This is a genomic window from Clostridium oryzae (assembly GCF_002029235.1).
GTDB lineage: Bacteria > Bacillota > Clostridia > Clostridiales > Clostridiaceae > Clostridium_AE > Clostridium_AE oryzae.
Map to the genome: position 1 here is coordinate 108,982 of NZ_MZGV01000002.1, position 22,475 is coordinate 131,456.

At 33.8% G+C, this 22,475-nt stretch carries 22 protein-coding genes and 1 other annotated feature; of the genes, 9 read left to right on the top strand and 13 right to left on the bottom strand.

What is annotated here, in order from left to right:
• The first annotated feature begins 90 nt into the window (after positions 1–90).
• Positions 91–984, top strand: coding sequence for a LysR family transcriptional regulator (locus tag CLORY_RS01980; RefSeq protein WP_079421847.1), 894 nt, complete (start codon positions 91–93; stop codon positions 982–984).
• Between the two features lie 47 nt (positions 985–1,031).
• Here CLORY_RS01980 and CLORY_RS01985 read toward each other — a convergent pair whose 3' ends face one another.
• The 9 genes from CLORY_RS01985 to CLORY_RS02030 form a co-directional block, all read right to left on the bottom strand.
• Entirely contained in the window at positions 1,032–2,123 is a 1,092-nt protein-coding gene (locus tag CLORY_RS01985; RefSeq protein WP_169911495.1) for an LCP family protein, read from the bottom strand.
• Positions 2,124–2,396: 273 nt separating this feature from the next.
• Positions 2,397–3,185 (bottom strand): tryptophan synthase subunit alpha, encoded by a 789-nt coding sequence (gene trpA, locus CLORY_RS01990; protein ID WP_079421849.1) that lies wholly within the window; start codon positions 3,183–3,185, stop codon positions 2,397–2,399.
• Positions 3,185–4,360 (bottom strand): tryptophan synthase subunit beta, encoded by a 1,176-nt coding sequence (trpB, locus tag CLORY_RS01995; RefSeq protein ID WP_079421850.1) that lies wholly within the window; start codon positions 4,358–4,360, stop codon positions 3,185–3,187. Before trpB ends, trpA begins: the two co-directional genes overlap by 1 nt.
• Positions 4,357–4,989, bottom strand: a complete 633-nt coding sequence (locus CLORY_RS02000) for a phosphoribosylanthranilate isomerase (protein ID WP_079421851.1) — start codon at positions 4,987–4,989, stop codon at positions 4,357–4,359. Before CLORY_RS02000 ends, trpB begins: the two co-directional genes overlap by 4 nt.
• Positions 4,990–4,993: 4 nt before the next feature.
• On the bottom strand, positions 4,994–5,773 hold the full coding sequence (gene trpC, locus CLORY_RS02005) for an indole-3-glycerol phosphate synthase TrpC (RefSeq protein WP_079421852.1): 780 nt from the start codon (positions 5,771–5,773) through the stop codon (positions 4,994–4,996).
• The gene (gene trpD / locus CLORY_RS02010) at positions 5,770–6,801 is read right to left on the bottom strand and encodes an anthranilate phosphoribosyltransferase (protein WP_079421853.1); all 1,032 of its coding nucleotides are present in this window, start codon (positions 6,799–6,801) and stop codon (positions 5,770–5,772) included. The genes trpC and trpD overlap by 4 nt, the downstream gene beginning before the upstream one ends.
• Positions 6,802–6,825: 24 nt before the next feature.
• Positions 6,826–7,398 (bottom strand): anthranilate synthase component II, encoded by a 573-nt coding sequence (locus CLORY_RS02015; RefSeq protein ID WP_079421854.1) that lies wholly within the window; start codon positions 7,396–7,398, stop codon positions 6,826–6,828.
• 1 nt (position 7,399) lies between these two features.
• Positions 7,400–8,830, bottom strand: a complete 1,431-nt coding sequence (gene trpE, locus CLORY_RS02020; RefSeq protein ID WP_079421855.1) for an anthranilate synthase component I — start codon at positions 8,828–8,830, stop codon at positions 7,400–7,402.
• Positions 8,831–8,896: 66 nt separating this feature from the next.
• Positions 8,897–9,215: a binding site (T-box leader), on the bottom strand.
• Between the two features lie 273 nt (positions 9,216–9,488).
• Positions 9,489–11,174: an ABC transporter ATP-binding protein gene (locus CLORY_RS02030; protein WP_079421857.1), complete on the bottom strand. Its 1,686-nt coding sequence runs from the start codon at positions 11,172–11,174 to the stop codon at positions 9,489–9,491.
• A 286-nt stretch (positions 11,175–11,460) separates the two neighbouring features.
• On the opposite strand from CLORY_RS02030, the gene CLORY_RS02035 reads away from it, so the two are divergent.
• Positions 11,461–12,048: a sigma-70 family RNA polymerase sigma factor gene (locus CLORY_RS02035; protein ID WP_079421858.1), complete on the top strand. Its 588-nt coding sequence runs from the start codon at positions 11,461–11,463 to the stop codon at positions 12,046–12,048.
• Positions 12,049–12,086: 38 nt separating this feature from the next.
• On the opposite strand, the gene CLORY_RS02040 is transcribed toward CLORY_RS02035, so the two are convergent.
• The 3 genes from CLORY_RS02040 to CLORY_RS02050 all read right to left on the bottom strand — a co-directional run bounded on the left by CLORY_RS02040 (position 12,087) and on the right by CLORY_RS02050 (position 14,344).
• Positions 12,087–12,299: a DUF1659 domain-containing protein gene (locus CLORY_RS02040; protein ID WP_079421859.1), complete on the bottom strand. Its 213-nt coding sequence runs from the start codon at positions 12,297–12,299 to the stop codon at positions 12,087–12,089.
• A 43-nt stretch (positions 12,300–12,342) separates the two neighbouring features.
• Positions 12,343–12,930 (bottom strand): hypothetical protein, encoded by a 588-nt coding sequence (locus CLORY_RS02045; RefSeq protein ID WP_079421860.1) that lies wholly within the window; start codon positions 12,928–12,930, stop codon positions 12,343–12,345.
• An 85-nt stretch (positions 12,931–13,015) separates the two neighbouring features.
• Complete coding sequence (locus tag CLORY_RS02050) at positions 13,016–14,344, bottom strand: MATE family efflux transporter (protein ID WP_079421861.1); 1,329 nt, start codon at positions 14,342–14,344, stop codon at positions 13,016–13,018.
• Between the two features lie 205 nt (positions 14,345–14,549).
• On the opposite strand from CLORY_RS02050, the gene CLORY_RS02055 reads away from it, so the two are divergent.
• Entirely contained in the window at positions 14,550–14,774 is a 225-nt protein-coding gene (locus CLORY_RS02055; protein ID WP_079421862.1) for a DUF1659 domain-containing protein, read from the top strand.
• Between the two features lie 42 nt (positions 14,775–14,816).
• Positions 14,817–15,032, top strand: a complete 216-nt coding sequence (locus CLORY_RS02060; protein WP_079421863.1) for a DUF2922 domain-containing protein — start codon at positions 14,817–14,819, stop codon at positions 15,030–15,032.
• A 56-nt stretch (positions 15,033–15,088) separates the two neighbouring features.
• On the opposite strand, the gene CLORY_RS02065 is transcribed toward CLORY_RS02060, so the two are convergent.
• A complete protein-coding gene (locus tag CLORY_RS02065; RefSeq protein WP_079421864.1) occupies positions 15,089–17,347 on the bottom strand; it encodes a beta-glucosidase in 2,259 nt (752 codons plus the stop codon).
• 123 nt (positions 17,348–17,470) lie between these two features.
• On the opposite strand from CLORY_RS02065, the gene CLORY_RS02070 reads away from it, so the two are divergent.
• The 5 genes from CLORY_RS02070 (at position 17,471) to CLORY_RS23530 (ending at position 22,252) form a co-directional block, all read left to right on the top strand.
• Entirely contained in the window at positions 17,471–18,727 is a 1,257-nt protein-coding gene (locus tag CLORY_RS02070) for a helix-turn-helix domain-containing protein (protein ID WP_079421865.1), read from the top strand.
• A gap of 266 nt (positions 18,728–18,993) precedes the next feature.
• The gene (locus tag CLORY_RS02075; protein ID WP_079421886.1) at positions 18,994–19,401 is read left to right on the top strand and encodes a GntR family transcriptional regulator; all 408 of its coding nucleotides are present in this window, start codon (positions 18,994–18,996) and stop codon (positions 19,399–19,401) included.
• Positions 19,391–20,473: a hypothetical protein gene (locus tag CLORY_RS02080; RefSeq protein WP_079421866.1), complete on the top strand. Its 1,083-nt coding sequence runs from the start codon at positions 19,391–19,393 to the stop codon at positions 20,471–20,473. The genes CLORY_RS02075 and CLORY_RS02080 overlap by 11 nt, the downstream gene beginning before the upstream one ends.
• 1 nt (position 20,474) lies before the next feature.
• A complete protein-coding gene (locus tag CLORY_RS02085) occupies positions 20,475–21,350 on the top strand; it encodes an ABC transporter ATP-binding protein (RefSeq protein WP_079421867.1) in 876 nt (291 codons plus the stop codon).
• A 227-nt stretch (positions 21,351–21,577) separates the two neighbouring features.
• The gene (locus CLORY_RS23530) at positions 21,578–22,252 is read left to right on the top strand and encodes a hypothetical protein (RefSeq protein ID WP_207652155.1); all 675 of its coding nucleotides are present in this window, start codon (positions 21,578–21,580) and stop codon (positions 22,250–22,252) included.
• The last annotated feature ends 223 nt before the right edge of the window (positions 22,253–22,475 follow it).

Genomic DNA, 22,475 nt, shown 5'->3' on the forward strand with positions numbered 1-22,475 from the left:
ATTTCTAACCATATTAATAATATTATAATTGTATGCCTTCTATAGCTTTTGAGTATAGTTAATAATATATTATAAGAAAGGAATTTGATTATGGATTTAAAACAATTAGAATACTTTGTAACTATCGTTAATGAAGGAAATATAACCGCTGCTGCAAAGAGACTTCATATGTCTCAGCCTCCTCTCAGCAATCACATGAAGCTTCTCGAAAATGAAATTGGTTGTATTCTATTTGAACGAGGTTCTAGGCATATTGAGCTTACAGAAGCAGGAAGAATTTTATATAGCAAAGCTATCAGTATCCTTGATCTATCAAAGTTCACGCTGCAGGAATTGGAAGCGTATAAGAAAGGAATCTTCGGAACGCTGAGAATAGGTGTTGTATCATCAGTAGGAAATATTTTTCTCAATAATTTGATAGTTCCATTTCATGAGCTAAATCATGATATTCACTATGAAATCTTCGAAGGAAATACCTACGAACTGCTAGAGCAGCTAAAAGCAAACAGTTTAGATATTGCTATTATCAGGACTCCATTTGCGTTATCCTCTTTCAAATACATAAATATATTAAAAGAACATATGATAGCTATAGGAAATGAAAGCTTTTTTAGAAACTGCATAAGTTCTGACAGCGTAACTTTATCTGAACTTTCAGCTATGCCTATACTTTTATATCGCAGATGGGAATCCATTATTTCTTCAATATTGGAGCAAAAGAAACTTCAATGGGACATTTTTTGTAAAAGTGATGATGCACGCACTACAGTTTTCTGGTCAAATGCAGGCTTAGGCGTTGGCATTGTTCCCGAATCAGCAAAAGGTTTTGCCGACAGCTCAAAAACAGTTATAAAAAATATCTCAGACATAACTTTTGACTCAACAATTTCAGCGGTTTATAATCTGGATGCCTACAATTCCTCAACAGCTAAACAGTTTTTAAAATACATTTCCAATATATACAGCATTAAGTCTAATGATTAAAAGGGCGAATGACTACTGCCACTCACCCTTTTATAACCTTTATGAATTTATTGTTGTAATTCTACAAGATGCTGCTGTGCCTCCGCTTGAGTGTCACCATATAGGAACATAAATAATTTTTCAATATTCTTATTCCAATCATATACTAAAGGATAAGTAATTCCTTCATATATTTTAGGGGAAGTAAATGCACCTTCTACTGGCAATCTATATTGATGTATCTTTGAAATCTTATTTTCCATAACTTCTTCAATAAGCAGCGCAATAGTATCCTCTGATAAATCAGTAGTAATATAATTTAAACCCTGGTCTGCAATCTTGATTTGCTTAAGAGCATTATATGATTTGAATTTTTCAAAAATCTTATTAAGAACTCTTCTTTGCCTAAGAGTTCTTCCGTAATCATCTGGAACGTTTCCTAAAGTCGGAACATGACGAACTCTGCAATAACCAAGTGCCTGATTACCGTTTAATAAATTAACGCCTTCAACTACATGTCTATATCTAGGATTTGATATGTAATTAGTAGTATTTAAATAATTAGCTTCAACCCTTGTAAGTTTAATTTTTACACCGCCAAGTAAATCAATCATTTTGTCAAAATCATCAAAATTAACGCTTGCATATCCATTCAAGCTAATTTTGTAATTCTTTTCTATGGTATCAACTAATAATTTTATTCCGCCTCTTCCATAGGATGAATTTAATTTATTTCTTCTATATCCAGGAATATCTACATAACTATCTCTCATTAATGAAGTAAGCTTTATTGTTTTTTTCTCAGTATTTAACGAGGCGATCATCATTGAGTCTGTATTCCTTGCACCGCCAATTTCTTCAATTCCAATAAGCAGAAAATTTAATACATGCTTATCTTTTCTTACTGGATATTGTCCGCTGCCAATATCGGCTAGTTTAGCATCTTTTGGCTGAGGTTTTGTGTTTACGGCTTTAGTATCCTTATTCTGATCCATATCCTTAGTTTTCTGAACTTGTGTATGTATTACATGAGCAGCCAGCCTGTATAATATTCTTCTTCCAGTTTGTGTCTTAAATAAAAAAAGTGCAGCTAATACAAGACAAAGTATAATTACAACTAATATTTTTAAAATTTTCTTTTTTTTCCCTTTTCTACTCATCATTATTCTCCATTCTATACTGACTTTTCAGCGATCTGACACTATATAGTCTGAACCTTCAAGTTTCCTAACAATTCGCTAAATGTCTTTTGCATAATGAAATAATTTTGTTGATTAATGCATAATCCTACTGTTTCGTTTACATAGTTTATTACGTTGCTAACATTTTTATCGTTGCAATCATTTTACACTACTGTAATTTTTCCGTCAACCTAATTAATATTCTGCAAAAAAATACCGCTAGATACTTATTATAAGTTCTAGCGGCTATTTTTACAATACTGCTTTTACTTCTTTAACAAATTCTCCTACAGCCTTCAGCATTTCATTCATATCCTCATATTTATCTACAAGCTTTACTATAGCACTTCCAATAATAACTCCATCACAGTAAGGCTTATATTTTTCGGCCATTTCAGCATTTGATATACCGAAGCCTAGAGCTTTAGGAACAGATGTATATTGTGCTACCTGATTCATATACTCTGCAATATCTGTCTTTATTTCGCTTCTAGCACCCGTAACTCCTGCTACAGATACACAATAAACAAAACCTTTGGCACCATTTACTATACCTTCTATTCTGTCATTTGATGTCGGAGCTACAAGCGGGATAAGATATATATCATATTTATCACAAAGCTTGTTAAATTCCTCCCTTTCTTCCAGCGGTAAATCTGGTATTATTATTCCGTCTATACCTGAAGACTTACAGTCTTCAAGAAATTTCTCGGTACCATATTTAAATATACAATTATAATAAAGCATATAAACCAGCGGAATATTTATGCAGCCTCTTATATCTTTAACTTTTTTCATAAGATTGTTTATCTTAAACCCTGCCTTTAATGCCTTATAGGAAGAATTCTGTATAACAGGACCATCAGCTATGGGATCTGAATACGGAATACCTATCTCAACTATATCCGCTCCTGAATTTTCCATTGTTTTTATTATTTCTGCTGATGTGTCAAGATCAGGATCTCCTGCTGTTATAAAAGTAATGAGTGCCTTCCTGTTTTCTTCTTTTAATCTGCTAAATGCAGCATCTATTCTATTCATTAAATCTCAACCCCCAAACTGTTTGCTACAGTGTAAATATCTTTATCTCCTCTGCCTGAAAGATTAATAATAATTATCTTATCCCTATCAAGTTTTGGAGCAAGCTTCATTGCATAAGCTACGGCATGAGAACTTTCAAGAGCCGGTATTATTCCTTCAATAAGTGAAAGCTTTTGAAAAGCTTCCAATGCTTCATCATCTTTTATAGCTTCATAAGCTGCTCTTCCTGTCTTATGCATATAGGCATGCTCAGGTCCTATACCAGGATAGTCAAGGCCTGCAGAAATTGAATATGCATTTTCTATCTGACCATCTTCATCCTGCAGCACATAAGTCATCATACCGTGAATTACGCCAAGGCTTCCTCCGTTTATTGAAGCTGCATGCTTCCCAGTTTCAATGCCGCTGCCTGCTGCCTCTACGCCTATAAGTTTTACATCTGTATCATTTCTGAAAGGATAAAAGATTCCCATGGCGTTACTGCCGCCTCCAACACAGGCTATAACGTAATCAGGAAGTCTCCCCTCTTTTTCAAGAATCTGCTTTCTCGCTTCAATCCCTATAACCTTCTGAAAATCCCTAACCATAGTTGGATATGGATGAGGTCCCATAACGGATCCTATAACATAGAATGTATCATCTATGTTCGTAACCCACTTTCTCATAGCTTCATTTACAGCATCCTTAAGCACCTTACTGCCGCTTTCTACAGAAGTAACCTTAGCTCCCAGCATCCTCATTCTGAAAACATTAAGCTTCTGTCTTTCTATATCCTCTGCACCCATGAATATTTCGCATTCCATGTTAAACATCGCAGCTACAGTAGCTGTAGCAACTCCATGCTGTCCTGCTCCAGTCTCTGCTATTACCTTCCTCTTTCCCATTTTCTTTGCAAGAAGTATCTGCCCCATAGCGTTGTTTATCTTATGAGCACCAGTATGATTCAAATCCTCTCTCTTAAGATAAATCTTAGCCCCGCCAAGCTCTTTAGTGAAGTTTTCAGCATAGTAAAGAGGTGTCTCCCTTCCGCTGTATTCCTTAAGATAATAATTATATTCCCCAATAAATTTTTCGTCATTTATCGCTTCATTGTAGTTCTTCTCTAGCTCCTTCAATGCATGCATAATTGTCTCTGGTACATATTGTCCTCCAAATATTCCAAATCTGCCATTCATTTACCTTCCACCTCTTTCATAAAATTTCCGCATAGTTCCCTATCTTTAATTCCATCCTTCTCTATCCCTGAAGATACATCCACTGCATAAGGTTCAACCACTTCTATAGCCTTTCTCACATTGTCTTTATTTAGCCCTCCAGCCAGTATTATCTTTTTTTCTTTTTCTATTTTTTTAACAAGTCTCCAGTCAAAAGTCTTTCCAGTGCCTCCAAAACCGACTTCCACTTTGCTGTCAAGTAGTATTCCATCTACGTCGTATTCATAGATCTTCTCTATGTCATCTTTATCTCTTATGCCTATGGCCTTCCATATATCCACTGAAAGGTTATGCTCTAATAATTTTCCTCTGAGGAGATTTACATACGTTTGAGTTTCATCGCCATGAAGCTGAATGATATCAAGTGGTATCTGTAAAGCCGCTTCAGCTGCATAATCTATTGACCTATTTACAAAGATACCAACCTTCTTAATGCTGCTGTCAGCCAACGCTGCAAGCTGATGCGCAGTATCAACTGATACCTGCCTTTTGCTCTTTGATAATATAAATCCGATGTAATCAGGCTTTAGTTCATTAACTATATCTATATCCTCTGGTCTTCTCATGCCGCACATCTTAACCTTAGTCATGATTTCATGCCTCCTTCATAGCATTAAGAAAAGCCTTCATTTTGTCTGCATCATAAACCATTCTCATAAAGCTCTCTCCAACAAGAAGTCCTCTGACACCTATAGCCTTAAGCTCTGCTGCATCTTTTAAATCCTTTATTCCGCTTTCAGATATGACTATTCTGTCCTTAGGAATATACGGCATAAGGTTTTTCGTAGCAGCTATATCCACATTAAAGCTCTTTAAATCTCTGTTGTTTATGCCTATTATTCCATTTTCACATTGCAGAGCATTTTCCAGCTCTTCTCTGCTGTGAACTTCTATAAGGCAATGAAGTCCAAGTTCTGAGGCTTTTAAATAGTAGGTTTGAAGTTTGTCCTGTAGAACTGCTGCAATGAGCAGTACTGCATCTGCTCCTCTCACCCTTGCTTCAATCAGCTGAAATTCATCAACAACAAAATCCTTTCTTAGGATGGGGACAGTACCTTTCATTTTTGCTATTTTCAAATTATCTATCGAACCCTTAAAATGAGTTTCTTCTGTTAATACTGATATTGCATCTACTTTTATCTCATTATAAATTTCAGCAATTCTCTCCACATTAAAGTTCTCAACTATAATGCCTTTTGACGGCGATGCCTTTTTTATCTCTGCAATAATACCTATCTGTTTTTTAGTAAAGGCGCCTCTGAAATCCCTCACAGGTGTATCTATAGGTGCATTCATTATTTTTTCAAAATATTCACTATTTTTAAGCTGCTGCATATCTTTTTTTCTCAGCTCCACGATAGTATCTAAAATCATTTATGCTCTCCTCCATTAAAAGCTACAATTTCATTCAGTTTTTCAAGCGCTTTTCCGCTGTCTAAAATACTTTCTGCAATTTTTATACCTTCTGCGTAGCTATCAGCTTTTTTCCCTGCATATATGGCAGCAGCACTGTTTAAAACTACTATATCCCTTTTAGCACTCTTTTCCCCTGCTAAGATAAATTTAATAGTTTTTGCATTTTCCTCTGGAGTACCGCCGCCAATAGCCTCCATATTCACAAGCTTCATGCCATATTCCCTAGGATCTATTTCATAATCTATTACCCTGCCATTCTTTACTTCACTTACCTTTGTTGTACCTGTAAGAGTTATCTCATCGAGGCCATCACTGCCGTGAAGCACCATTGCTCTCTCCCTGCCCAATTTGTTTAAAACCTCTGCCACGCTGTGCACAAGTTCTGGACTATATACCCCTAAAACTTGTCCTTTGATATCTGCCGGATTCGTAAGTGGTCCTAGTATATTAAAAAGCGTCCGTACACCAAGTTCCTTTCTTACAGGTCCAGCATACTTCATAGCCTTATGATAGCTCTGAGCAAATAAAAAGGTCATTCCAGTTTGATTTAGACATTTTTCAGAAGCAGCTACACTAAGTTCAATGTTAAAACCAAGCTCCTTAAGCACATCTGCACTTCCACTTTTACTTGATACTGCTCTATTTCCGTGTTTTGCTACCTTAACTCCGGCTGCTGCAGCTACGATAGCAGCTGCAGTGGAAATATTAAAGGTTCTTCCGCCGTCTCCTCCAGTGCCACAGGTATCAATAGCATAATCATCTCCGCCTTCAGCTAATATTTTAAAAGGTTCTGCTTTGCCCTTCATTGCCACAGCGCAGCCTGTTATCTCATCAATAGTTTCTCTTTTCATCCTCATGGCCGTTAAAAAGGCAGCTATCTGAGCATTGGTACACTTCCCGCTCATTATTTCATCCATGCAGTTTTCTGCCTGTTCCAAAGTAAGATTTTCACCTAACATAACCCTGTTTAATGATTCTAAAATCATTTATATCACCCCATCAAAAATTAATTAACATACTACTCTTTTAATAAAATTTTCAATAATCTTTTTACCATTTTGTGTAAGTATCGATTCTGGATGAAACTGCAATCCATATATTTCATACTCCTTATGTTTTAACCCCATTATTATGCCGTTCTCTGTTTCAGCTGTTATCTCAAGACAGTCTGGAAGTGAAGCTCTATCTACAATTAACGAATGATATCTCATCACTGTATTTCTACTGTCCAAACCTTCAAAGACCTTGCAGTTCCTTACCTCTATCTCTGATGTCTTTCCATGAAGTATCTCGCTGCATCCAACAACTTTTCCACCAAAACTATAGCCGATAGCTTGATGTCCAAGACATATACCCAGTATGGGAAGCTTACCTTTTAATTTATCAAGTATTTCAAGGCATACTTTTGAATTTTCAGGTCTTCCAGGTCCCGGTGAAAGAATAACAGCATCAGGCTTCATCTCGTAAAGTTCTTCGGCTGTTATGGCATCATTTCTAAAGACTTTTATATCCTGCTCAAACTCTCCTGCATATTGATAAAGATTATAAACAAATGAATCATAATTATCTATTATTGCAAGCATCTTATATTACCTCCCTCAAAATACCGGTTTTATTCATGCTTTCCACGTACTCTGTCTCTGGCACCGAGTCGAAAACTATGCCTCCGCCTCCCTGTACATAGGCTTTACCGTCTTTAAATACTGCTGTTCTTATAGCTATGCATTTATCCATATTGCCATTAAAAGAGAAGAAACCAACAGCGCCTGCGTATATTCCTCTTCTTGTATTTTCAAGTTCATCTATAATTTCCATAGCCCTTATCTTTGGTGCTCCTGATACCGTACCTGCAGGGAAGCAAGACCTTAACGCATTAAAACAATCAAGTCCATCCTTTAGTTCCCCTGTAACAGTAGAAACTATATGCATAATATGTGAATAAAAATCCACGTCCATAAATCTTTTTACCTTTACAGTCCCAAACTTACTCACTTTTCCAATATCATTTCTTCCAAGATCCAATAACATCACATGTTCAGCTATCTCCTTTTTATCCTGAAGCAGTTCCTTTTTAAGTTTTTTATCTTCAGCGTCGTCTTTTCCTCTAGGTCTCGAACCAGCTATTGGATTCGTTGCAACCTCTCTGCCATATACCTTAACTAAACTTTCCGGGGAAGCCCCTACCACTGTAAAACCATCAAACTCAATATAGAAAAGATACGGTGAAGGATTCCTCGATTTAAGTTTTCTATAAACCTGAAGGGGGTCCTGATCCGAAGTTATCTCAAATCTCTGAGAAAGCACTACCTGAAATATATCACCTTTTCTAATGTACTCCTTGGCCTTATCTACCATCTTTTCAAACTCTTCTTTAGAATAGTTTGATTTGCATATTGATTTTTCTTTTTTCTCTTCAATAGGATGATAATTCTCAGGTATTCTTATATTAGTACTGATGTTTTCAAGAGTACTTTCTATTTCTTCATAAGCTGTATCATCTTCTGGGAACACATTATAGGTTACCTTTACGATATGTTTAAGATGGTCATAGCATATGAGCAGCTTGTAAATGTTATAAAAGCTTTCCGGAACCCCTATCACATCCTCATTCTTATCAGGTATTCTCTCAAAATTTCTTACCGCATCATATCCCAGATATCCAACCGCTCCACCTACAAAGCTCGTATCTTCTTCAGTTTCCATATAATCCACATCAACATATTTTTTAACCACATTAAGCACATCATCATTAACAATTTCTGTTTTTGAAGCTTTCTCTACAGTTACTTCTCTTCCTCTGCTGTAAATTTTCATATACGGCTCTACTCCAATGTAAGAATATCTACCGCCGCCCTGCTTCAAAATAGCGCTTTCAAGTAAAAATCTGTTTTTTCCTTTAATGTTGTAAAATATGTTTATAGGTGTTATCTCATCTGCCTGAAAGCTTGTATATATAGTGAACACTTTCCCAGTTTTTTTCATTTGATTAAATTCATTTTTATTGATACTAATCATAAAATTCCCTCCTATTTGTCAAGTGCCTGGCACTTGACATATAAATAAAAAGAGCCACTTCATCCACAATGGGACGAAATGACTCGCGTTGCCACCCAAATTAGTTCTTATAAAGCTGACGATATAAACATAAATACAAAAAGACACTTCATCATTAGGATGAAGTGTCGCATTCATTCGCCACCTAAAAAAACTCTCTCATGAGGATACTTTTTCAATATCCCGTCTTTTTAACGGTAGACTACCGGGAAGTGCTAATCTATGTAAATATTTCGCACACCATCTCACAGATCCATTCAATACAGACTACAGTAACCGGCTCACACCACCCCGGAATCGCTTTGACTAAACTTCCATATCTACTCTTTCTGATCACAGATTTTATGATTTGATAATACTCTTATTTTTATTAAGTGTCAATACTATTTTTGTATTTTTATTCATTTTTTCTTGTAAAATTAAAGAGATGCTTTTTAGTCATCTCCTTAATTTTTAAAACAGAATTTCTATTCTCCAACCTTTACTGTAGTAACAGTAGTTCCACTCTTATTAATAATATAATTCAATATTTCTCCGCTCTGGAAGTGTAACTTAAGAGAATTTCATTGTAAGTGCAGCATTAATTCCACAATCCTTTTTTATTTAGCTTGAAATATTTTCAGTTTTTCCCTGCCAGCCAAAGTTTTTTAAAATAATCGTTATTATCTAAAAGCTCTCTAAAGCTTCCTTTCCCGACTATCTGTCCCTGTTTTAAAACGCATATACTATCAGCCTTCTGTATAGTATTCAATCTGTGTGCTACTATTATAATCGTACTGCCTTTTAGAAATTTCATTACATTATTTATTACCAGTTTCTCTGTGATATTGTCCAAAGCTGACGTTGCCTCATCAAGTATCACTATGGGTGCTTTCTGAAAATAAACTCTAGCAAGGGCAAGCCTTTGGCGCTCTCCTCCTGAAAGCATAATTCCTTTCTCTCCAACCTGAGTATTTAATCCACATTCCAGCTTACTATAAAAATCCTTTAATCCTACAAGTTCTATTGCTTTTTCAATTTTTTTATCTGGAACTTTCCCATTGAAAACTATGTTTTCTCTTAAGGTTCCCTGAAATATAGGAGATTCCTGGGACGTGTAAGATATAAATCTATAATAGTGCTCAAGTTTTATATCCTTAAGATTTTGTCCATCAACCGTTATCTTACCTTCTAAAGGCTTTATAAGTCCTACTATCTGTTTAACAATAGTAGATTTACCAGAACCACTTTCACCTACAATAGCTATAGATTTTCCGCTGCATATATGAAAGGTTAAATTTTCTATAAAAGGCTGATGTGTATGCGAAAATCTTACATTTTCAAATTTGATATCTCCAGCTCCTACCTCAACCTTTGAGCCCTTAAAAAGATTCTGATCCTCTGGAATGTTCATTATTTCGATATACCTCTTGAATGTAACTTTATCAAGCTTATATTGCACAAAAATAACATTGAAGATTGCAATGGGGTTATAAGCATTCTCTATGAAGGTAATAAGTGCAACTATCTCACCAACAGATATATCTCTTTTCACAAAAGCATAAATAATTATTGATAACTTTATCAATATCGTTATCAATGCAAACACTGTAAAAAACATTTCATGGATCATAACCATTTTAGTTTTTCCATGGGTTATGGATGCTGCTTGTTCCTTTGCCTTATCTATTTCATTCTTAAACTTACCGTTTATTCTGAATACAGGCATTTCCATAAAGCCGCGTATAAGGTTATTATTTAGAAATTCCTCATCAACTAGTACACGTTCTTTTATCTTATACAGATATTTCAGCACGAGATTAGTGAATATAAAAACAAATATATATCCTGCTGTGATAAGCATCATGATCTTGATATTTATTGTGGCTATAAAAATCAGGCTGAACGTTATATTGGGAACGATATTCCTTATAAGTTCAAAATAGAAATTGAAAAGCATACTTTTACCTGCATCTGCTCCATTTTCGATCTTCTGAATCAGCTGTCCTGTACCTAGCTTTTCATAATGAGCATAATCCATTCTGCTTATCTTTTTTAGAGCTTCTATTTTAAAATCGAAATATACAGCATTCTCAATTATATTTTTAGGATATTCATCAAAATAATTAATAATGCAGCTAACTAAAGCCGCTGTGCCATACAAAACTATTGAGCTCACCTCAACATTTTTTGAAGTAAATTCATCAATAAGCTTTTGTAGAAGTTTAACATTAAGAGCCGCTAAAAATGCTATAGCTATACCTGATATAGCATAGATTATTGATAATTTTTTTCTTTTTAATATTAATTTATATAATAAACTCATAACTGCACTCCTTAATTCTAAAATAAAATCAACTTTTAGAAAGCGGTACAGTTTATAAACCTGTTAACAACTTACTTATGCTCGGTACAATCTGCTAACAGATTAATTAACCTGCACCGAGCAGTTACCTGTTTTTATATTCATTTCTTCTCTTCCTTTTTCTGTAAATAATATTGTATAATAAATACACTACTTTGATTATAACATTTTTAAGTCTTTACCCGTTAACAATTACTGGAAAAGCATATATATCTATGAAAATAATTCTGTAAGGAGTGGTAAAGCAATGAATTACGAACTTATTGAAAACCTTGTTATCTCTGCAAAAGCTGACAATGATGCAGCGAAAGAAGCACTACTTAATGAGTTTAACCCTTTTATAATAAACATTTCTAGGAAATCCTTCATAAATTCCTACGAAACCTCAGACATACAAAGTGAATGCTATAAAACCCTGCTGAGATGCATAAATTTATATGATACTTCAAAGCACCGCTTTGTTGCCTATGCTACTAATTCTATTAAAAATTCAATAAATTATCTCATACGAGGTTCCATAAGAAGAAATATTGGTGATGGTCCAAGTTCCCTTGTCATGGATGATATGTTTGAAAATTCTCTTAGTTCACAGGAAAATATAGAAGATATAATATTAATGAGTGAATTTAGAGAAAAACTTAGCGAGGCTTTAAAATTACTATCCGACGAAGAAAAAGAGCTAGTAACCTATGTATTCTTTCACAGATATTCAATAAAGAAATATTCAGAATTTAAGGGAATATCCTATTCTCGGGCAGTAAGAAGGAAAAACTCAGTTCTAGCTAAATTAAAATTAATCTTAAATGTACATGATGATTTTACATACAAAAATTAAGGACCTGCAGCTAAAAATGCTGCAGGTCCTTAATTTTATTATTGTATTGTGTATTTTTGTATCTTTCCAGCCTCTATAACTGTTTTTCCCATAACACTGCTTATGGCTTTTATGACACGGTTAAAGGTTTCATCGTCCACATTAAGTCCTATGTTGCTGAATTTCTGCGTTTTCAATGTATCGTGTCCCTTTGAGTCTGTACTTGAAACATAGGTTATGTAGATCATATTTGTTAACAGTTCACTTTCCATTTTTACCTCCGCATATATTGGTTATGAAACGTATATATGCCGATTACAGCTTTCCTTTATAGATATCATAATAAATGTTTTCTAGTTTTCGTATAGCACCTTTTTTATAGGCAATCTTTTTATCACAGTTTTTTATCATATACATCTTAAGCTTTTCATCAAATATAATCTGCTGGCCTAATTGAAGCTGCTTGTTTTGTTTATATATCCCAGTTCCGTCTGGAATATAACCTCGCTTTATACAAAGTATATGTGTTTGAGAGTATTCGGCAGCAAGGGATATTCCTATACCAGCAGTATCCTTTTTCTGAAATATCCTTTTTTCAGCTTCATCCATAAGCTCATCATAAACGCTGCTTCGCATAAATTTATGAACGACTCTTATATCGCTGATTTCAGGAATTTCTCTTTCCTTAAAATTCTCATATTCAGACTGCCAGTTTATAACCAAAACACCTGCAAAATCCTCCAGCCATTGAGCAATAATTATGGAACATATACCCTGTTTCATATAGTCAAAATACTGCTTATAGCTTTCCAGATCTTTCTGCCAACCTTCTCTTCTAAAAGACTCTTCTATAACGTCCCAGTCATATTCATTTAAATCTCTTAAAATTATTTTATCACTCATCATAGTCCTCACTTTATAGGTAAGAGCTATTGAAGAAATTCAGTTTAAAAGCTGAATTTCAATCTAAACTCTTACTTTTTCTCTCCTACTTAACTACAAATTCCAATTTACGATACCTCTGTAAAAACACAAGCGTCAAAATGAGATAATTAATAAATGTTCCTGCAAATATCCCCCAAAGTTCCATATGAAGAATTACTGTAAAAACAAAAATTACAATAATTGAAAATCCATTAATAAAAAGTGAAGCCATAAACACCCACTTCTCTGCTCCAACTGCTTGAAGACTGTATTTATATACATTATTAGGTATGTTCATTACATTTATAAGCACCATGGTAGGAAGAAAACTTGAAGCCGCTAATATCAATTTCTTATCATCAGTTATTATCCCAGGAATATAATTTTTCAAAATTAACATAATAACTGATATACCTGCATAAAAAACTAAAGCCATCAAAAGGCATCTACCTGGTGTACGCTTTATTCCGGCTTGATCTTTTGCTCCTGTCTTTTCACTTATAATTGTAAGTGATGTCTGGGAGTAAGCATACATTGGCATGAGTGCAATGCTAATCACACTGGTTAATAAGTTATACACAGAAACCGGAAGCACTCCTATGCTTGATAACATATAATTCATAGCTACCACCATAACAGTAGATTCTAAAAGCTCTTGCCCCATAAGCGGTATTATTATACCAGCACTGTTCTTAAAAATTTCGTAAAAATCTATTTTTCTTATAAAAATAAATTTATGTGCCTTTGAAGCAATAATATATACAATCAGATTTATAATCATAGCTAAAATAGATCCAATGGCGTTGCCCTTCATGCCAAGCTTCGGCATACCAAAATGACCAAATATAAGTGCATAATCGAATATTACATTTAATATGGAAGCTGATAAGTTTCCGCAAAATATATATTTAGTCTTTTTAACTATCTTAAAATAAGATGAAAAGGTAAATAAAAGCATATTTAATCCTATAGATATGCTGAAAATACTCATATATTCCCACGCTTGATTTAGAAGTTTACCATTAAAATGATAGATAGTTTTAAGCAAAAACTTTCCTGTAAGTACAGTTATCACAAAAAACAGCAATCCTACAACTATGCTGTATACAATATTAAACAGCAGATTGTCATGAAGTCCATCTGTATCTTTTTCTCCATTGCATCTACCGCCGATTATATTAAAAGCTACAGCTGCTGCTCCAACAACTCCTGTTATGCTGTTTATTGTACTTACAATCATACCTATGGCAGCAAAAGCACCAACCGATATTCTTCCTGCCATGGCATCATCGCATAGTCCTATTATCATTGCAGTTACATTATTTAATATCAATGGTAAAGCCAACGCATTGATCTTTCTATACTCTATACTATTCAATTTTTTTAATATCATTTAACCTCGCCCTTCTTTTTTATAATCTAAAAAAGAGGGCTTATTCTATCCGCGTTATCCATTATATCATCACCTTTTATGTTTCTTTATTCAGTATACCATAAAAATTTTTCTATTAAAATCCAAATTTGCCGGTTAACTTTTGTCATGCGGCATATATACTTTATGTCCACAACGAAGTGGAAAACAAAAGGAGGTGATACTAATGGCAGTAAGTAAGGTTTTAGACACAACAACATTAAGCATCGAGGTTGAGAACGGTACAGATAAAAACGGTAAGAAAATCTACAGAAAAAAGACATTTTCTGCTGTAAAAGTAAATGCTGATGCTGAAAAAATTTATGCTGTTGCAAAAGCTATAAGCGCTGTACTAAATGCTGGAACTGGTGATTTCTACTTAAATGAAGCATCAAAACTTACCAATGCATAATACTAGCAATTGCACTAAAATTTAATGAAAGGAGGTTTGAACATGGAATACACATTATCTATGACCTTTATAAATACTACTGGTGATAAAGTCAGCATAAGCGTATCAGATGTTAAGTCAAATTTGACAAAAGACGAAGCTGTATCCCTTATGAATACTATCATTGCAAATGACATATTCGTAAGTGACGGCGGCTCTCTTGTATCAAAATACGGAGCACAGCTTACACAAAGAAATGCAACTAAGTTCGATATATAAATAATGTCAGGAGTCAGAGTATTAAAAATGGTTGCAGAGCATGCAACCATTTTTTATTACTTATTTAACATTTCTAAAATCTTATCTAATTCTTTCTCCTTTGATTTGTCTCCGCCAAAATGAAGTATAGATCTTAATGTCATATCCTTCATCATAGCTGTCATATCAGTTCCAAGGTTTTCTGAATCATCTGTTCCTTGCCCAAAAGTGCTGCTTAACAGCTCTTCAGTAAGCTTTCTAGCTTGTGGATTTGCCATTACGTCTCCAACTGTTGAATTTCTTGTATATATTTTCTTAACTGCTGTAGTACCCTCAACATTTACTACATCCTTAAGATATATATCTTTTGATGAACTTCCAATCAGGATTTCAAAATCTCCGCTCTCAACATACCAATCTTTGATATCCACATTGTAGTAAGCAAAAGTTCTCTTATCTAGTACGAATTCAACTGTTTTTTCTTCTCCTGCAGCAAGCTCAACCTTTTCAAAGCCCTTAAGTTCTTTTACAGGTCTTATTACGCTGCTTTCCACATCTCTAACATAAAGCTGAACTATTTCTTTTCCTGTAAGCTTTCCTGTATTTTTAACAGTAACCTTTACAACTAATTTTTCTTCATCAGTAATGTTCTTTTTATCCACTGTTATATTTTTATATTCAAATGTAGTGTAACTTAAACCATATCCAAACGGGAATAAAGTTTCAACTTCTTTTTTATCATAGTATCTGTAGCCTACAAACAATCCTTCCTTATATTCTACAGTGTCCCCTTCACCTGGGAAGTTAAGATAAGATGGATTGTCACTCAATTTTTTAGGGAAACTTTCTGCTAATTTTCCAGATGGATTAACCTCTCCAAATAGTATATCTGCTATAGCACCAGCTCCTGCTTCCCCGCCAAGATATGCTTCTAATATTCCTTTGACATTTCCTATCCATGGCATTTCAATTGGTGAACCGTTACTCAAAACAACCACAATATTTTTCTGAACTTCAGCGATTGCATTGATCAAAGCTATTTGATTATCCGGTATTCTCATATGAGATCTATCATAGCCCTCTGATTCGTATCTATCAGGAAGTCCTGCAAATATTACAGCAGTTTCAGCTGAAGCAGCTGCATTTTTAGCCTCTTCCATAAGTTTACTGTCAACTTCATCGTTATCCAGGCTAAAACCTTTAGCAAATACAATATTCTCACCTTTAGCTGCCTTTTTTAGTTCTTCAGCTGCATTATCAAGCTTATTAGGTTTTATATGAGAGCTTCCGCCTCCCTGATATCTGTACTTATCAACAAAACCTCCGATAACTGCAATCTTTCCTTCTTTTTTAAGAGGAAGAATATTATCTTCATTCTTAAGAAGAACCATACACTCTCCAGCAATTTTTCTTGCTAAACTATGATGCTGCTCTCTATCATAAACAGCACCTTCTTTTTTATTATCAACTGCTTTAAATATAATATTTAATAGTCTCTCTACAGCTTTATCCAAAACTTCCTCTTTAAGCTCTCCATTTTTAACAGCTTGAACAATTCTATTATCACCTATACCGTTACTGGATGGCATTTCTAGCTCCAAACCGGCTTTTAGTGCATTTTCCCTACGGTCTACTGCACCCCAGTCAGACATAACAAATCCCTCATGCCCCCACTCTTCTTTTAATATTGAAGTAAGCAGATATTCATTTTCAGAAGCATATGTTCCATTTACTTTATTATATGAACACATAACTGTCCAAGGCTGTGACTGCTTAACTGCACCTTCAAAGCTTGCTAAATATATTTCTCTTAGTGTTCTCTCATCTACTTCAGCATCCACAGATAATCTTCTATGTTCTTGATTGTTTACTGCAAAATGCTTTAAGGACGTTCCTACTCCCTGACTTTGCACTCCTTTTATATGATTAGCTGCCATTTCAGTTGAAAGATATGGATCCTCAGAAAAATACTCAAAGTTTCTTCCGCATAATGGCGAACGTTTTATATTCGCAGCTGGTCCAAGTATTACGGAAACCCCTTCAGCCTGACACTCCTCACCCAAAGCAGTACCGACCTTTTGCAAAAGGCTTCTGTCCCAAGAACATGCCAAAGTTGCTCCAGAAGGAAAACAAGTTGCTGGAACGCTGTCATTTATTCCAAGATGATCTGCTGATGTATCTTGTTTTCTTAATCCATGAGGACCGTCCGTTACCATTATGGATGGCACTCCTAATCTCTCTACACCTTTAGTATGCCAAAAATCAAGTCCTGAACATAACCCTGCCTTTTCTTCAAGTGTCATTTTGGAAACGATTTCTTTTATGTCTCTTTTCATTTTCATTACCCTCCAAGCTTTAATATCATTAATAATTTAAGTAGATTATATCAATTTTTATGTTATAATTTTTGTACAATATACTTATTTTTATAACAAATATATTATAATCAGGAGGTTTTTATGATAACTAGAAGCGAATCCTTTGATTCAAATTATGATATAGAATATCTATGTAAATTATTTTTTGAAGTCTTTAATATGCCTGTCCATTTTATAGATTCAAAAGGTTCAATATTATTCTCTTTTTTCTATGGTAACGAATCAAACCCACTATACCATGATAAACTAACCCTTTTCAATTCAATGTTTATAGCTTCATCAACTGATTGTATACCATGTATAAAAACGACTGCCTACGGCGAAGACTACCTACGTATAGGCTTACGCTGTGATAATGCCTTTATAGGCAGTTTTATTCTAGGCCCCTCAGCTGCTAATATTCCTTCCTCCAGCGATATCAATAATATATTAAAAAAGAATAATCTGCCTTCTGCTTTTAATGGAAATCTAATACGTTATTTCAACTCCATAACTATAGTTGAGACAAATAAATTAGTGAATTTGGGTATGATGATATATTATTTTCTGTACAACAAAAAACTCGATTTTAGTAGTTTTACATCCGAAGAATCCCTATCACCAAAATTATCTAAGATAAAATATGATTATAATGCCACATTAATAAAAAACAGACAAAATGTTTCTTTTCATCATTCACAAAACCGTGAAAAAAGCATTATTGAAAGCGTCTCTCAAGGCAACAAGGAAAAACTTTTAAAAACCATAAATATGCCTTTCGATGGTGAACCTGGGATATTGGCCAAAAATAATCCTATAAGAGCAGAAAAAAATATGACAATATGTACAATTACTATAGCTACCAGAGCAGCTATAAAAGGCGGTCTTGATTCTGAAGTAGCCTACACGCTTAGTGATTCCTATATCCAAGCTCTAGAAGAGATTACAGACATAAAAGAAATTAACCAGTTTATTACTTCAGTACTCTGTGATTTTACAGATAAAGTTCATGAAGCGAAAGCTTCTAATTATTCTAAACCAATAGCAATATGTATAAACTATATTTTTAAACATATCTATGAAGTAATTTCTTTAGATGGACTATGCAGGCAGGTTAGCCTTAGCCGTAACTATCTGTCTAATTTATTCAAAAAAGAAGTTGGCCTTTCTCTTACTGAGTATATCCAGGAACAAAAGATAGAAGAGGCAAAAAAACTTCTAATAAATTCAAATTATTCTATTTTAGATATAGGAACCTGGCTAAACTTTCACGATCAAAGCCACTTCACTAGAGTATTTAAACAATTCGCAGGCACAACACCTAAAAAGTATAGAGAAAACAGAATAAGGAATGAGTGACCTCTGTCGGCTGAAAAATGCCTCCGTCAGTCACTCATCCCTTTAACCGACTCTATGCATTTACAAAGTACTATTTTCTATATTACTTCTTCCAAATCATTTCTCTTGCTTATTTGCCTGATAGTATTTTCTTAAGAGGGTGCAACTATTTTTTTATTTTTCTCTTGACATTCTTATCCAAACATGGTTATACTATGAGTGTACTATTTGAGTTAGTACACTGCAAACACTTAGTACACATAATACTATTAATGGAGGTGGTTATTATCTTTAATATCGATCCACGAAGCAGTACTCCAATATATGAGCAGATTATAGCTTCTGTGAAGGAAAATATAATAAAGGGGATCCTTCAAGCAGGCGATAAGCTGCCATCTGTAAGAGAGCTGGCAGCAATGCTTACAACAAATCCAAACACTGTAAGCAAGGCTTATTCGGAGCTTGAAAGAATGAAAATCATTGAAACTTTAAGGGGAAAAGGAACTTTTGTATCAGAGGAATACAAACCAAAATTGGAGGAAGATATGGTTATTGATTTAAAAAATTCATTAAAACAGATTATATTAAATGCTCACTATATGGGTATGACAAAAGAGGATTTAATAGAAATAATCAATGGTATATACGGGGAATTTGAGAATTCAGATGAGGGGGTTCACATAGATGAAAAATAAGTTATTCAGCACTGCCCTGCTGTTCGATGACATGAGGAATATAATATATTCTGCGGCAATCTCAATGTTCGTAATTATATTGTTCTCATTTGGTTTTTTTTCACAACCTAATAATTATATACTTCGTAACTATTATCCACACTCAAAGCATTTTCAAGTATTTGTTGATAATACAGGAGTTTTGTTCTTCGTGGTTTCTATTGCAGTAATTACCCTTTTAGCCTTTTACAACAATAAAGAGACTAAATATGGATACGTGATGGCTCAGCCAGTTTCAAGAGATTCCTTTGTTGTAACAAAAATAATAGGACTGATAATAAGTTATACTGTTCCATTTATATTCTATATTCTAATATCTATGATACTGATAACCATGAACACATCTTTTCCTTCAGGCATAAAGTTTGAAGCATATAAGTATGTACTTTTATTAGTTTTTATAACTTTCTGCATGACTACCTTTATCGTCATATTTTTTCAGTCTATGCAGCTGCTTTTCAGCAACAATATTTCAGCTATTGCTATGCCGGCTGTAATGGTTGCCTGTGTAGCCTTCGAAATTGCTTCACTATACTTTAGTGCAAGTCCTAAAATTGGATTTATAAGAACTTTTATAGATTATTTATGTAATAAGTTATTGGGGACTCCTGGAGATTTTGGAATAATACCTGCTTTTATGGATTTTTGCAGCGCACATAAAATTATAGGCGGCATAATATTCTTACTCACAGCCGCTATATTCTTAGCAATAAATATTATGTTAAACCGAAAAATCAAATATGAAAATCTATCAAATATCTTTACGTTCAAAACATTAAAGAATATTTTCAAAGCAATTGTTTCTTTATTCATAGTAATGTCTTTAGAATTACTTCTTTTACTATTGGCATTTTTTATTGGATATGTAACTGGAATTAATTTTGACGGCTTTATTGAGCAAAGCCTTAGAAATCATATTTTTAGGGAATTTTGTGAATATTTACTTCTTGTAATAAATATAAGCTGGATACCATTAACAGTACTTGTCTATAAGCTTATAGGAAAAATAGAAAACAGAAGGAGAGTGGCTTAATATGCTCGAAATAAAAAACATCTCAAAGAGTTTTCCTGGAAAAGAAGCTGTAAAAAATGTGTCTTTTACTATCGATAAAGGCAACATAACAGGCCTTGTAGGTCCAAATGGTGCCGGGAAATCAACACTTATCAGGACTATAGTTGACATATATGAGCCAGATAACGGTGAAGTTCTTATTAACTCTCAAAATGTAAGAGATAATTCAGATATTAAGAAAATTATAGGTTATGTCGCAGATAAAAATGATTATTTTAATCAAAGTAGAATAAAGGATATAATAAAGCACTACAAATTAGCTTATGAAAATTTTGATATGGACTGCTTTAATAAGGCTAATGAAGTCTTCAAAATACCCTTAAGACAAAAACTTTCAAAGCTTTCTAAAGGAAATATATCCAGAGTTTTCTTTATGCTTGCCTTAAGCATAAGACCTGAGATTATGATACTTGATGAGCCAACCTCAGGGCTTGACCCAATAATTAAAAGGAAATTTTTGAAGATGCTTATTGATGATGTATATGAAAGAAAGACTACCGTTTTAATATCCTCACATAACCTAGCAGACCTTGAAAGCATATGTGATCAGGTTATATTTATGGATGACGGTGAAGTAATAAAAAACAATTCGCTAGATAATCTAAAGAAGAATATGAGAAAACTTCAGGTTATATTTAAGGATAAAGCTCCGGAAGGCTTTGAAAAGTGGCCTGAATTCTTACAGATAGATAAGATAGGCCGAAGCTACAATATAATAACCAAAGACTATACTGAAGCTTTAGCTGAAAAACTTAAAGCCAATGATGTCCTCTTTGTTGAGGAACTGGATTTAAGTCTTGAAGATATGCTTGTATATTCTGTAGAAAGCAGAAATTAGGAAAATGCTTTACCTCAGCTGCATCTATATAGAAAGTAATAAATATCTTTGCTTTCTATATAATTTGCGAAAGTTCTAATATATTCTGACTTCCAAAATACCCTAAGGTCGAACCTATTTAGCAGTGGTATTTCAGAAGTCACAATATAAGAACTTTATTGCAATTTATATATATAGTATTTCACTCATACATACTTATATTATTAACATAAAGGAAGTCTTTTATTATGAAAGGTGTTTCAAAATTTAGTTTTTTATTTCTTGCATTACTCTCCTGGATTGTAATCCAGTTAGATCCATTAATTTCAAATATCATTTCTTCTATTGTTGGAGAATCGAGTTCTAATTTCAGTTTTACTATAGATTCAATCAATTTTATCCTGGTAATTCTAGTATGGGCAATATCCGCTTACTACTTATTCTCACTATCAAAATCTAAGCTCGATTTCAACATATTGAAAACCAACGAGAAACCAACTAAAATTAATCTTTTCATTGCCTTGCTGTTATTAGCATCGGCAATAATAGTAACAACGGCTCTGTGGAATTTCAAATTAAAACCTGTTGCAGAGTTTAGCATGCATATCAAATCTTTTGGTACCTTAGGCATTATATCTTTTATCCTTCAATATATTTACTACGTATTTGAAATAGTACTAGCAACATTGATAATTTCTTTCGGACAAAAATTTGGAGATTTGATGTTTAAGAGTTCTAAAATTCCATGGGGAGGCATTCTTCTCGCAATAACTTGGGGTTTAATACATATCGTTTGGAAAGGAAGCATTGTATTCGGCTGTTTTATAGCGCTTGACGGCATATTGTTCGGGACCATTTACTTATTAGTAAAGAAAAATATATATTATGCTTTTCCTATTATATTTTTAATGTTTGTTTTTTAATAACGTCCTTAAACAAATATTTCAGATAAGGTAGAGGTGTATAGAAAAACCATTTTCCATTTAATGCAAATCAGACTTGTTAATACTTTTATGTATAACTATATATAACAAAGGGAGATGATAAAATTGTTTTCTATAAAAAATGAAAGCAAATCAATTAAAATGATATTAGCCATCTGCTGCCTATCCATGCTTGCCCTGACTATTTTTTCAATTCTTTATT